9 protein-coding genes and 1 tRNA gene are annotated in these 13630 nt (G+C 40.4%); 4 read left to right on the top strand and 6 right to left on the bottom strand.

Translation table 11 applies throughout. The features are described 5' to 3' along the window. Positions 1–70: 70 nt before the first annotated feature. The 3 genes from NXS00_RS12085 to NXS00_RS12075 are packed head-to-tail and all read right to left on the bottom strand — an operon-like array spanning position 71 to position 2713. Positions 71–553, bottom strand: a complete 483-nt coding sequence (locus NXS00_RS12085) for a hypothetical protein (protein WP_258099462.1) — start codon at positions 551–553, stop codon at positions 71–73. Positions 554–563: 10 nt separating this feature from the next. After that, complete coding sequence (locus tag NXS00_RS12080) at positions 564–1364, bottom strand: (Fe-S)-binding protein (RefSeq protein WP_258099461.1); 801 nt, start codon at positions 1362–1364, stop codon at positions 564–566. A 29-nt stretch (positions 1365–1393) separates the two neighbouring features. Beyond that, positions 1394–2713, bottom strand: a complete 1320-nt coding sequence (locus NXS00_RS12075) for a 4Fe-4S dicluster domain-containing protein (protein ID WP_258099460.1) — start codon at positions 2711–2713, stop codon at positions 1394–1396. A gap of 87 nt (positions 2714–2800) precedes the next feature. Between NXS00_RS12075 and NXS00_RS12070 the strand changes: the two genes are divergently transcribed. From NXS00_RS12070 to NXS00_RS12055, 4 genes are all read left to right on the top strand, one after another. Next, positions 2801–2873, top strand: a tRNA-Phe gene (locus NXS00_RS12070). 529 nt (positions 2874–3402) lie between these two features. Further along, the gene (locus tag NXS00_RS12065) at positions 3403–7419 is read left to right on the top strand and encodes a CHAT domain-containing tetratricopeptide repeat protein (protein WP_258099459.1); all 4017 of its coding nucleotides are present in this window, start codon (positions 3403–3405) and stop codon (positions 7417–7419) included. Positions 7420–7444: 25 nt separating this feature from the next. Beyond that, on the top strand, positions 7445–9565 hold the full coding sequence (locus tag NXS00_RS12060) for an OmpA family protein (RefSeq protein WP_258099458.1): 2121 nt from the start codon (positions 7445–7447) through the stop codon (positions 9563–9565). Between the two features lie 11 nt (positions 9566–9576). Beyond that, positions 9577–11808, top strand: coding sequence for a hypothetical protein (locus tag NXS00_RS12055; RefSeq protein WP_258099457.1), 2232 nt, complete (start codon positions 9577–9579; stop codon positions 11806–11808). 10 nt (positions 11809–11818) lie between these two features. Here NXS00_RS12055 and NXS00_RS12050 read toward each other — a convergent pair whose 3' ends face one another. From NXS00_RS12050 to NXS00_RS12040, 3 genes are read right to left on the bottom strand one after another with little or no spacing between them, the layout of a single operon-like run. Next, on the bottom strand, positions 11819–12616 hold the full coding sequence (locus NXS00_RS12050; RefSeq protein WP_373418663.1) for a pseudouridine synthase: 798 nt from the start codon (positions 12614–12616) through the stop codon (positions 11819–11821). Continuing rightward, positions 12613–13176, bottom strand: coding sequence for an SMC-Scp complex subunit ScpB (gene scpB / locus NXS00_RS12045; RefSeq protein WP_258099456.1), 564 nt, complete (start codon positions 13174–13176; stop codon positions 12613–12615). Before scpB ends, NXS00_RS12050 begins: the two co-directional genes overlap by 4 nt. Further along, positions 13177–13557 (bottom strand): TraR/DksA family transcriptional regulator, encoded by a 381-nt coding sequence (locus NXS00_RS12040; RefSeq protein WP_258099455.1) that lies wholly within the window; start codon positions 13555–13557, stop codon positions 13177–13179. Positions 13558–13630 lie beyond the last annotated feature (73 nt).

The raw sequence follows: 13630 nt of genomic DNA, 5'->3' as shown, positions 1-13630 counted from the left end.
TATTGCTTCCGAAAAATTAACGATTATTACTCACTTGATGTTATATCAACAACGAAGATCTAATAATCCCTCAGGCAAAGAATCGTTTAACCCATGATTCGGTGGCAGGTTGTTGCCATTGAGCTTTCCAGTCACCAGCATTTTGAACAGTGTTGTTAAAAATGATCGTGTCTTCTTTGATTTCACCATCCACTACCGCTTGCTTGATTTGGTTGAACGGGCGAATATTTACCGTTTCACCGTTCATGAAGGCAACCGCCGTGCGATCTAATAGGGAAAGTCCTGTTTCTTGCTCGATATGCTGAATGATGTGTACCGATGCATCAATGCTACATCCGCTGGCAGCATGTTGTGTTTCATCAACAGCTAAGACTATAAATTGATCTTTTTCGATGCTGAAATTAGCAGCCAGTTGGCGACCATGAGCAGCCCACTGATCAGTGAACTGCTTCAATTGCGCCGATATAAATTGTTTCTCCTCTGGAGAAAATGTTCTATTTGCTTGATATACCCAGACTCTAGAATGATCTGGCATTTCATTGATAATGCTCATGGAATGCAATTTAGCCATTTAAACCCTCAGCTTCCGCAATGAGTTCCGCTAAATCCTGAACTTTTACCGCTCCTTCTTTCTCTTTGTTCTTTACTCCATCAGACATCATGGTCATACAGAATGGGCAAGCCACTGCAATGGTGTTTGCACCTGTTTCAAGTGCCTCCTCAGTACGCTCAATGTTGATTTCTTTTTTGCCATTTTCAGCATCTTTGAACATTTGTGCTCCGCCAGCGCCACAGCATAAGCCTTTCGTTTTGCAACGCTTCATTTCTACCAGCACTGCATCCAAAGCTTCCAAAACTTTTCTTGGCGCTTCGTACACATTATTGGCTCTTCCAAGGAAACATGAATCATGATAAGTGATCTTACGACCTTTGAATTCACCGCCACCTTTCAAAGTTACTTTTCCAGTGTTGATCAATTCCTGCAGAAACTGAGAGTGATGCACTACGTCGTAGTTTCCTCCAAGATCAGGGTATTCATTTTTCAGTGTATTGAAACAGTGTGGGCAAGCAGTTACTATCTTTTTGATTTCATAACCATCGAGTACCTGAATATTGGCCATGGCCTGCATTTGAAAAAGAAATTCATTTCCTGCTCTTCTTGCAGGATCACCAGTACAGGTTTCTTCTTCTCCTAGTACCGCAAAAGTGATTCCCACTTTGTTGAGGATCTTCACAAAGGCACGGGTTACGCTTTTGTAGCGATCGTCATAAGAGCCAGCACAACCAACCCAAAACAATACTTCTGGTTTTTCTCCTTTTGCGGCCAATTCGGCCATTGTAGGTATTTGAATATTTTCACTCATTGTTAATGTCGTTTAAAAGTTCTGGTCGCTTATTTTTCTTTCAGTTCGTCTGCCCATTTGAATCGATCAGATGGAGCAAATTTCCAAGGTGCGAAGTTGGTCTCCACATTTTGGAACATCATGTTCCATGATTGTGGTGCTGCAGATTCTTCCATTGCTACATATCTTCTCAGTTGTAGTATGATTTCTAGTGGACTGATATTAACAGGGCAAGCTTCCACACAAGCGTTACAGTTAGTACATGCATTGATTTCTTCCCGGCTGATGTAATCATCCAGCAGAGATTTGCCATCTTCTAGGCCTTTACCGCCTTTTTGAAGATCAAGACCCACATCCTCCAATCGATCACGTGTATCCATCATGATCTTACGAGGAGATAATTTTTTGCCGGTGAGGTTCGCAGGACATTCACTGGTACATCTACCACATTCCGTACAAGAATACGCTTCCATCAAGTTTTTCCAGGAAAGATCATTGATGTCTTTGGCACCGAACTTCATACCTTCCGGTGGTGCTCCAGCATCTTCACCAGTACTCATACCCAACATGATTTTCACCTCATTGGTAATTTCCTGCATGTTGTTCATTTTGCCTTTGGCTTCCAATCTGCTGTAGAAAGTATTCGGGAAGGCTAGGAAAATATGCAAATGCTTGGAGTAAGTGACATAAACTGCAAAAGCAAAAATTCCGACAATGTGGAACCACCATGCCGCTCTTTCCAGTGCTACCAATCCTCCATAAGCTATGTTGGCGAATAGAGGCTTCATCATTCCACTGATTAAAAATTCTCCGGTCTGGGTGTAATGATCAGCTCCTCGATCTTGCAATACCTGATCTGCAGCGTTCATTGACAGAATAGCGATCATCAATACTGTCTCAATTACCAAAATCAAGTTACCATCTAAAGTTGGCCAACCTTTCATTTCGATTTTATGGAATCGATCTACTTTGGCCACATTTCGTCTGAGTAGGAAAACCACACAAGCAACAATCACCAAAACAGCGAGAATTTCGAAAAAGGAAATAAGCACAGTGTAGAAACTCCCTAGGAATGGGGCGAATAATCTATGAGTTCCTAAAAGTCCGTCTAAAATTATTTCCAAAACCTCGATGTTGATCAAGATAAATCCGATGTAAATCAAGAAATGGAAGAAAGCTGGTAAAATTCTTTTGAACATTTTCTTTTGTCCAAAGGCTACCAAAAGCATGGTTTTCCATCTTTCTGAAGGGTTGTCCTTGATCGTTTGGGGCTTGCCAAGCTGTATGTTCTTCTTGATTCTCAGGATCCTACGTGAAAGTAGGTAGCCAAAAAATCCAAGTACAGCAACAAAGGCTAGTTGAGCTATCATTTTCGTTTGGGTTTATTTCTTGCGATTTTAATAAAATATTTTTTGGACGTTATAAAAATTAGTCTAGTTTTGCACCTCCTTAAACAAGGTGCTGTAGCTCAGTTGGTAGAGCATCGGACTGAAAATCCGTGAGTCGGTGGTTCGAATCCACTCAGCACCACGTTCAGAGAACCCAAGCTTCGGCTTGGGTTTTTTTGTTTATATGCTTCGCTAATTTCTTTTTGATTGTTCATTTTATTTGGGTTCTTAAATCTGAATATCAACAATATATCATTTTGACTGAAAATCCGTGATTCGGACGGTGCGCCGTAGTGTCGGTTCGCCGTTGCAATTCGAATCCCTGCCTTGCCGGCAGGCACTCAGCACCACGTTCAGAAAACCCAGGGTTCGGCTTGGGTTTTTTTGTTTGTATCCAGTCCAGGATAGTATCTCTTCCCTCTGATTCTTAATGTTGATAATGTTTTGAGATTTTTTCACAATCCCGAAGATACAAAATCTCATCAATTTAGTATGCATGCATACTAAATTTCTTCATTATTTAGATTTCTTAAAGGTTTTCTTGAACAATTCGTCGTAGGTATCCTTTTGTTCCTACCTCTTTATCGGTATTTGATACAATCTGTGTTTGATACATTTAAATACACCTGATTTATTCTATATCTTCATGCCCCAAACCAACCAATTTGACCTTGAAACGACTGACACTTACCGTGTTGATCAGCCTCTATATGCTGTGTTTGCAAGCACAGGACTGGGCTTCTTTGTATCAGCAGTCTGTTGATGCCTACAATAATTATGAATCTGCGGAAGCTAGAAATCTAGCGGAAAGAGCACTTGCTCTTATTAGAAATGACAGCCCTGAAAAGTCGAAAAACGAAGCGGCGATTCTTAGACAATTATCCATTGTTTCGTTTGATTTAGCTGAAGATGACGCTGCTCTGGCCTACGCTAAAGAGGAAGTTGAAACGCTGGTTGCTATTGGCGAGAACCAAAATATGAACTACGCCAATGCGTTGCAGAATCTGGCAGTCATGCGCAACTTAAGAAGTGAATACAAAGTATCGGAGCCATTAATCAGCGAAGCTCTGGAAATTGCTACTTCTTACAATGCCGAAGATAGTTATGAAGTAGCTGTTCTGAAGGGTTTGCTAGGTGTCACCAAATTTCACTTGAAACAAGACGAGGAGGCTGCAGGATTGATGAGTGAGTCGCTCCAAGTCATGGATGCTTACGAACAAGTGACCTCAGATTATTACAACATCATTTACAATTATGCTTCGTTGCTGTTTGAAAAAGGAGAATTTCAGAAGGCGTTGCAGTACTTCACGGTTCTTGAAGACTATTACAATTATGAGACACCCAATTTCGAATATGGAAGTATTCTAATCAAGGTTGGAGATGTGTTGGATGAGCTGGGACAGTATGGCCAGGCGGTCAATAAATATAAGTTAGCCGTTGATAATTTGAGCGAACTCAATGAGCAACAATCAGAAGAGTATGCAATTGCACTCAATAATTTGAGCATCGATTATCAAAAGGTCGGGAAGTTCGATTCCGCTTTAGGCTTGATGGAAGAACTTTTGAGTCAGCAAACTACTGAATCTGATGATTACGCTTCTTCATTAACTAACTATGCCAACTTGCTGATTCGTCAGGGTCAAATGTTAAAAGCCAAGGAGAAGTTAGAAGAAGCGAACGAATTGTACACTTCAGCGGCTGTTTCGCAAGACCCCACATATGTTCAGGTTTTAGAAAGTTTGAGTGATGTATTGCTTTGGGAGGGAGAAATTCAAGAGGCTTCACAAACTATAGATAAAGCCTTAACTGTTTCTAAAAATCTTGATTTAGGTAACAGAATTTATAGTCTTTATAATCAGCAAGCGAAGATTTTAATCAGTGAAGCGAAATACAAAGAGGCTCGCAAAGTTTCAGAAAAGGCTCTCATTGAGGTAAAACAGGTCTATGGAGCTAGTGCTATTCAAACGGCATATGTTCAAAATACGCTTGCTGGAATATACACGCACCTAGGATTGTATGATGATGCGGAGAATCTATATTTAAAAACTCTTCCTGTTTTCAGAGAAAGTTTTGGAGAGTCTCATCCTGAATATGCAACAGCCGCGGCTAATTATTCTAGTTTACTTCAGTTGAGAGGGTCGTTTTACACAGCTGAGTACTATTTACAAATCGCAGAGGATATCAAACTAAAAGCATATGGCAAGGAGAACCTGGATTATCTGACAACTCATGAAAATCTCGCATTACTTTATATCAATACTGCAAGGTTTACTGAAGCCAATGCCATCCTTGAAGAAATCTTAAGTCTAAAGAAAAAGTTACTGTCTGATTCTGATCCAGGACTCGCTTATACGCTTATGAACCTTGGAGTGGTCAATAAGCAACAGGCAGAATATGCTGACGCTGAGAATTATTTAAAAAAGGCTGTGGCTATATACACTGAAGCCTATGGGGAAAAGCATGTCTTTTATGCTTCAGCAGTAAATAACCAGGCGCTTTTATATCAAAAAATGGGGAACCTGAAAGCTGCCAAACCTTTGTTTGAGCAAGCATTAGCTATCTATGCTGAGCAGATTGGTAAGCAGAGTCCTGACTATGTAACTGCATTGGAAAACCTCGCAACATTGTATCAATTAGAAGGAAGTCTGGACAAGGCAAAGTGGCTGTTGCAAGAAGCGCTGCAAATTGATGAGCAGATACTTGGTGTGGAGCATCCACTTTATTCGAAAACACTTCACAATCTCGCATCCATCCACGAGCAGGATGGTGAGTATGACAAGGCCAGAACCCTTTACGAAAAAGCGCTGACTATTGAGCGGTTGGCTTATGGGGAAAATCACCCTGCATACGCCAGTACGTTGTACAACCTTGCTGTTCTCGAGCAAGAGCAAGAGAACTATGATATGGCCAAGGAGTATTATCAGCAAGTAGTTGATATACGCAAAGCCACTCTTGGAGTCAATCATCCAGATTACGCTTATTCCCTATTTGGATTAGCCTCGGCTATGCATAAGACTGGATTTTTTGAAGAGGCAAAGCCCTTGTATCTGGAGGTTACTAATGAATATCTGGAGTTTGTGGACAAGTATCTCCCAGCGTTAAGTGAAAACGAAAAGGCAGCTTTTTACGGAAAGATTAAACCTGTATTTGATAGTTATCTGGACTTTTTAGTTGAATATGTTTTGTTGAACAAAGGGTCGGAAACAGATCGTCAGGAACTGATAGGTAGCATGTATGATTTGCAATTGTCCACTAAGGCGTTGCTTTTAAGTGCTTCCAATAAAGTGCGTAACAACATATTATCTAGTGGTGATGAGCAATTGATCGGGTTATTCAATGATTGGATTGGCTTAAAGGAGAAAATCGTGAAAGCTTACAGTATGAGCAAGGAAGAACTGGAGCGAAGCGAAACGGATATTTCCAAAATGGAGTCAGATGCTAACAACATGGAGAAGAGCTTGTCTTTGAAGTCCACAGCATTTGCCGGGGCATATGATCAGGAAAAGCCAAGTTGGTCATCCGTACAGAAGGTACTGAATGAGGGTGATGTAGCACTGGAAGTCATTCGGATCAAGAAAAAGATGAAGACTGATTCTGTACTTTATATCGGTTTGCTATTGACATCAGATCAGGCTCCTAAAATGATTGTGAATGGTCAGGGAGTCTATATGGAGGACAAGGGCTTTAAAACCTATAAAAATTCGGTGGTTTATAAGTTGGAAGACAAGAAATCATATGAAGTTTTCTGGAAAGATTTTGACCAAATAATTCCACAGAGCACTTCAACCTTGTTTCTGTCTGCCGATGGCGTTTTGAATAAAGTCAATATTTCTACTTTGTTTATTCCAGAAGAGAACACTTACCTATTAGATAAATATCGTATCCGACTGCTGAGTAACACTAGAGAGCTTATTGAAGAAACCTCATCAAAGGGAGCGAATCAAGATGCTGTGATGTTTGGATATCCAAAATTTCACCTGAGTGATCAGGATGTTACTGCAGCAGCCAATTTGATTGCCGGGAATGAGATGGAGCGTGGATTTGGGTCTGAAATTTCCGAACTTCTTGGTACGCTTGAGGAAATACAGGGCATTGAAAAAGTTATTTCAGGTGGAGACTGGCAGGTAAATACGTATTTAGGAGCTGATGCTACTGAGCAGGAGCTGAAAAAAATTGCGGGACCAAAAATCTTGCATGTGGCTACGCATGGATTCTTTTTGGAGGATATCAAAACCAAAGATGAGCAGGGTTTGACAACACGAAATGCGAAGTTCAATCCATTGTTAAGATCAGGTCTTTTATTGGCAGGCGCTCAGAATACCATGAAAAATGAAGCCTTACCAGGGGAAGAGGATGGAATTCTGACTGCATATGAGGTGATGAATCTTAACCTGGATAATACGGAGTTGGTCGTAATGTCTGCCTGTGAGACTGGACTCGGAGAGGTAAAAAATGGTGAAGGGGTTTATGGATTGCAGCGATCGTTCTTGGTGGCGGGAGCTGATAACCTCGTGATGAGTTTGTGGAAGGTAAACGATCAAACAACACAAATGCTAATGACCGGATTTTATAAAAACTGGTTTGGTGGGGCTAGTAAAATTGATGCCTTCAATGCGGCAATTTCCGAGGTGAGAAAAGAATTTAAAGAACCATATTATTGGGGAGCATTTGTAATGCTTGGCAAGTAAAATTGGGAGTTACAATTACTGAGAGATGAAATATATAATTACCGTTTTTGCAGTACTTGTGAGTTGGGTGGCTCAGAGTCAGATGCCGGATACATTGAAGACTTATGCCGATTCATTAAAGTACTTTAAAACTACAGCAAAGCCTATCGATGCACTTAACAGTGCTCAGATAGAATATGCGCCTTCTATTTCTGCTGATGGTCGGACCATGATTATTGAGTCCAATAGAAGAGGCAGATATCAACTGTTTGATTCCAGGCTGGTGGATGGACAATGGAGTGATCCAGCTCCAATAGATGCTGTTAATAATTTTGGAGACTCCACCGATTTAATTGGAGGGCCAAGTATCTCATTTGATGGGAATACCCTGTTCTTTTTTGCTTCTTTTAGAGGAGGTTTTGGTGGTGAAGACATCTATTATTCTACTCGGGATGGGAATGCCTGGACAGAGCCAGTCAATATTGGGGAACCAATTAATAGTAATGGCTATGAAGGTTTCCCATCGATCTCTGCGGATGGTAAAACATTGTATTTCGTAAGACAAAATTACAATCCCATTCAGGATAAAGAATTGGCAAAAATATGGGAGAATAAAGCTTGTTTTAGTCTCTATTTATCAAAAAAACAGCCAGATGGCAACTGGGGTCAACCTGAATTGTTGCCTTATCCAATCAATCAGGATTGTGAGAAAGCTCCGAGAATCATGGCTGATAACAAGACGTTGATATTTGCGTCCAATCGCCTGGGAGGCAAAGGAAGTTTTGATCTCTATCAAACCCATTTGACGGAAATCGGAGATTGGGTGCCACCTGTAGCTCTGGAGTTTATCAATTCCCCTCTTCCCGATCAGTTCTCTTCTATCACTGCTCAGGGAGATTTATTGTACTATGTTCACGATGCGAAAGATATCTATTCAGTAGAAATCCCATATCAGCTTCGTCAGTTCAAGAACATCATCATCCAGGGCTTTATTACAGATGGATCGAGTGATGAAGGAATTGGAGCTGAAATAATTGTTTCCGATGCTTTCACATCTGGGGAGATCATGACCATCAATAACAACCCTAGTGATGGACGATATACTGTGGTTTTAGCTGTTGGTGGAAATTATAACATAGAAATCAAGAAGGATGGATATACCTCTAAATCGCTATTCTTCGATTTGACAGAAGAAGATGAGTACAAAGAAATTGATCAGGATATTCAACTGTATAAATCAGCTAATCTGGATTTGAATATCTATGATGGAGACTTGTTTGAACCAGTTCAGGCTAATATCAAAGTCAAAGAACAAGGAGGAAGTCAATTGCTACAAGACATTGAGAATGATCCGAACGGTCGCATCACTTTGAACTTGCCACTTGGAAAGGTCTATGAAATTATCGTAGATAAAGACAATTTTGAAAGTGAGCTTTTCACTTTAGATGTCTCCCAACTGGTCGTTTATCCGGACTTCATAAGAGATGTGGAGATGCTTCCAAATAAACGAGATGTCCAGATCAATGTGGCCGACCTGGTCAACAATGGAAAAATTCGATCGAGAGTTCGAATCCGAAACCGTAACCGTGATGAGGTGATAGATGTGGAGGGCAATGAAACCGTAGCACTTCGTATTGGAGATCGATATGAAATAGAAGCTACAAGTGATCAGGGTTATGCTTTCAACAGTACAGTCATTGATATGGATCCTGATGGCACCAAGATTACTTCAGGAGATGCTGATGATCCAATGGGAGGTGTATCTGTTTCAGCCAATGGAGGAACTCCAAGTCTCCAGTTGAAGCTTCAGCCATTGGTACCCGGAGCTAATCTGACTTTGAAGGAGATTTTGTTTGAATCCAATTCCGATCAACTAAATGAAGTGTCTTACAGTGAGCTACAACGTGTGATCGGGTTGATGCAGCAAAACCCTAATCTCAATGTGGAAATAGCTGCCCACACCGATGATGTGGGATCAGCAGCATACAATGCGGCACTCTCCAACCGACGTGCTGAAAGTGTGGTCAAGTTTTTGATCGAAAATAAAATTCCTCAGGATCGATTTGTAGCCAAAGGTTATGGAGAAAGTCAGCCAATAGTTCCGAATGATTCGGAAGAAAACAAGGCTAAAAATAGACGTGTGGTTCTTAAAATATTAGGTATTTAATGAATGGTGTCATGAAGAAGAATTTACTAAATACCCTGCTTTTATTAATCGTTTTTGGTGCAACAGCGCAGAAACTAGAAAAGTATGAAGATGCGCTTCCAAGGATATTGGCTTTGCCACCAAGTGGAGCGGTAGCTCAGTTGAAAAGGCATTTGCCTGTAGAACCACAGAATCCAAGCATTTATTTTCAACTTGGGGTGATCTATACTAAGCGCTACAAGAATAGTGACCCGATTAAAGATTATGCCTACAAGGTTGGCAATGCCAGAGAAGCCTTGACAGCATTTGCTCTAACTGATCGATTTATTACTGAAAAAGAGGTTCGGAAGAATGAGGAACTTTATTTCAACTTCGGGAAAATTGATGAAAAGGGAAAGCTGCGTGTAGAATATGATTCAATTAGAAAATACATAGATAAAACGCGTGCTGAGCAACAGCGATTTATTGCCAATGCTCCATTCATCTATGAAAAATATACGAAGAGCTTTAGCAGTTACGACAAAGCGCATAAAGGGTTCACTTCCATCTTAGGTGAATTTCCAACCTTTAAAGACCTGTACCTTTTGTTTGACGAGTCTGTAGATGCCCGCTTTGAGCAGGTGAAGACTGATTATAAAGAGTGTCTGGCCAACTGGAAAGAATACAAGTCTGCATCTGATACGTTTGATATTGGGTATCATCAAGAGATGACCGTTCTCCCTGTCACAATCTATCGATTGGATGGATTGGAGTCTAAAATTAACTTTTTGCAGGACAACATTCAGATATGGAATTATGCCGAATGGGTTGATCAAACCAGAGCAAGTATTCATGACGAAATTGATAAGTTAAGATTGGATCTGGCTAAAGAAAACCTTCGTTTGGTTAGACGAATTGAGCAAGCGGAACCGGATTTTCTAAGAGATAAATTTGAGCCTTTGAAGGTATCTAAAGAGGTTTTATTCAACCTGAGAAAATATGATTTGAATTCGGTAGTGGAGCCTCTGTTCTTGTATAAAGAAAAGAAACATGACCTCATCTATCAGGAAATGCTTAGTAAGCAGCTTGATACTGCAACTACTCTGGACATGGAGCGAAAGTTATATCTCTATGGACAGATGGTCAATCGAATCAAGGATGCGGATACTGTATTGAGTGATATCAAGAAACGAAATACTGATGAGTCTCTGGAGAAATATTCGGAATTTTTGAGAATGCATTATCAGGGTCAGGCTGGAGTTGATCAATTAGTAACTAAAGAACAATCTGCCAATAGAGAGGATGTGACTTCTTATGTGCAGAGCATCCGGGATCGGCTTTATGAAATGTATGAAGCAGATACTTTGGCTGAGAAAATCACTTATAAAAAGAAGGACTACTTGATGAAGGAGCAGCTTTCTGTAGATAATGATCAGTTGACCAAAGATCCCATTACCACACATAAAATTGAGAACTTCGATGGCTCCTATTTCATTGGTGGGATTATCAAAAATGAAAAAGAGAACAAGACACAGGCATTTGTCTGCGGTATAACCGAAGACAAAAAAGTCGGCTGGATGAATGAATATTTATTGCAGTTTGATAGTGCCATTGGATTTGATTCTCATACACGAGTTGGAGCAATGAAAACGGTTCCAGGAGGTTTGGCAGTGATATTGCATGGAGCAGATACCAATGATGTGCATCACAATCATCTGTTTATCCTGGATGAAAAAGGACAGCCAACGTTGAGTAGACAACTTTTGCTAAATCAGTTTCCAAGATCTATTAACTATAACGAGCGAACTAACACCATTATGGTTACTTACAAGGGCATAGATTATCGAGATGATATCTTGCTGGAGTCAGAACTGATCATGGCGAATTATAGCATCTATGGCGACTTGCTGTGGCAGACAAGGTTGAGCTATAAAGGGGACTTAAATGCGGTGGTTAATCTGGATGATGGATACATGGTATTAGGAAATTATAATGAGCTTAAAATGTTGGATGGTAAAATCTCCAGAGCTGGAGGAGGAAATACCAATACCAGATCATTCGCTGTGAAAATTAATCTCAATGGGGAACTTACTGCTATGAAAGCTTACGACAATGGCAAGGCATACTTTGCTAACAAAGCATACAAGGTAAGTGATGACTGTATCAATATTTTTGGAGCAACTGGAGCTTACCAGCAGACCATGAAAGTGGAGTCAGCTCCAGGTAGTGCTGTTCATTTGATTATCAACAGTGATTTGGAGGTATTAGCTAACTCGATGAAATAAAAAAAGGTGCTTAAGCACCTTTTTTTCTATTCTTAGTCATATTCTTTAGAGACATTACTTCCGAAGGAGTCAAATGCCTGAATTTTCCTCTTGTAAGTTTCTGCTTGGTCAGATTGCCAAACATTACTCGATCAAGTTTAGAAACACGATAGCCGAAGTGTTCGAATATTCTTCTTACAATTCGGTTTTTACCAATGTGAATTTCGATTCCTAGTACGGTTTTGTCATCAGAGACGACAGCCATTTCATCAGGAGTAGCCACGCCATCTTCTAGTTTTACACCATTTAGAATGGCATCGAAATCCTGATTTTCTATTGGTCTGTCTAGTGTGACCTGATAGATCTTCTTGATGTTGTAAGATGGGTGAGTAAGCTTTTTGGCTAAATCACCATCGTTGGTGAATAGTAACAATCCTGTTGTGGCTCTATCTAAACGTCCTACAGGGTAAATACGCTCTTCACATGCTGTTTTAACAAGACTCATTACCGTTTTTCTTTCCTTAGGGTCAGACATGGTGGTAATAAAGTCTGTAGGCTTGTTAAGTAGTACGTATTGTAGTTTCTCTGTCTTTAGAACCTTGCCCTTATATTGTACTTTGTCTGTTCTCTGAACTTTGTAACCGAGCTCAGTGATAACTTCTCCATTTACCTTGATCTCCCCGTCTGCAATGAGCGTATCAGCTTCTCTTCTGGAGCATACACCTGAATTGGCGATGTATTTGTTTAGGCGGACTTCTTGTGGTGCCGGTTCAGCAAACTTCTTGTTGCTTTTAAACTGCGGCTTAGAGGGTTTCTTCCCTTTCATCATTCTTCTTCTTTCCCTATTGTATTTTCCTCTTCTTGTACGAAATCCTTAGGCGTAGGTAGGTCCTTAAGGCTGTTTATTCCAAAGTAGTCCATAAACTTTAGGTTAGTGCCATAAAGCATAGGACGACCTATTGAATCCGATTTACCTTTAATTTCTATCAGTTCCTTTTCCAGGAGCTTGTTCACTGCATAGTCGCAGTTTACTCCTCGTATTTGCTCAATCTCTGTTTTAGTAACAGGTTGTTTGTAAGCAATAATCGCAAGGGTCTCCATGGCTGAGTTGGAGAGTCTTCTTTTGGATTGCTGCTTGAGCAGAATACTGATACTGGCCTGATAGGCAGGTTTGGTCAAAAATTGAAATCCACCTCCGCTCTGTACCAATCCAAAACTGTATTCGTCAGCCTGGTATTTTTTTTCCAGTGTTACGATACCTTCTATGATGTCGTTCATAGGCACATCAGCCTCAAACATTTCTTTGAGACAGCCTTGAATTTCATCACCCGTTATTGGTTTGGGCGAACAGAATATGAGCGCCTCAATATGGTTAGCGAGGTAATCCAATTATTTATTTGCGTTCAGTTTTGCTTCAATAGAGTGCATGGTGTGAGGCACTGCTCTCAATCGCTCCTTGCTGATCAATTTCCCAGTGTCCACACAGATGCCGTAAGTACCATTCTTAATTCTGATCAATGCCTTTTCCAGGTTGTTGATGAATTTTTGCTGTCTACCAGCAAGCGTACTTAATTGTTCTTTTTCCGCAGTATCGGCGCCATCTTCCAGGGTTTTGGTAGAGCTATAGTTAGAGTCTGTACCTTCGTCTGTATTTCTAGTAAGGGAGCCCTTCAAAATAGAAAGTTCTTCTCTGGCTTTATCCAATTTTTGGTTAATCAACTCTTCAAACTCTTTTAACTCATCTTCTGAATATTTTGTCTTCTCAGCCATAGGTTAAATCTTTATAATTAAGTTTAGTGCGGTAAAAATTAGCGCTAAAGTAACACAACGAGATTACATAAAA

The organism is Marinoscillum pacificum (assembly GCF_024714495.1).
Classification (GTDB): Bacteria; Bacteroidota; Bacteroidia; order Cytophagales; family Cyclobacteriaceae; genus Marinoscillum; species Marinoscillum pacificum.
Note: the sequence above shows the minus strand (reverse complement) of the source record. Positions and strands in the feature narration are given on the sequence as shown.

What these genes read in the sequence shown, in the direction of transcription:
- NXS00_RS12085 (WP_258099462.1), bottom strand. Translation starts at nt 553, where the DNA reads ATGAGCATTATCAATGAAATGCCAGATCATTCTAGAGTCTGGGTATAT.
- NXS00_RS12080 (WP_258099461.1), bottom strand. Translation starts at nt 1,364, where the DNA reads ATGAGTGAAAATATTCAAATACCTACAATGGCCGAATTGGCCGCAAAA.
- NXS00_RS12075 (WP_258099460.1), bottom strand. Translation starts at nt 2,713, where the DNA reads ATGATAGCTCAACTAGCCTTTGTTGCTGTACTTGGATTTTTTGGCTAC.
- NXS00_RS12060 (WP_258099458.1), top strand. Translation starts at nt 7,445, where the DNA reads ATGAAATATATAATTACCGTTTTTGCAGTACTTGTGAGTTGGGTGGCT.
- NXS00_RS12055 (WP_258099457.1), top strand. Translation starts at nt 9,577, where the DNA reads ATGAAGAAGAATTTACTAAATACCCTGCTTTTATTAATCGTTTTTGGT.
- NXS00_RS12050 (WP_373418663.1), bottom strand. Translation starts at nt 12,616, where the DNA reads ATGATGAAAGGGAAGAAACCCTCTAAGCCGCAGTTTAAAAGCAACAAG.
- NXS00_RS12040 (WP_258099455.1), bottom strand. Translation starts at nt 13,557, where the DNA reads ATGGCTGAGAAGACAAAATATTCAGAAGATGAGTTAAAAGAGTTTGAA.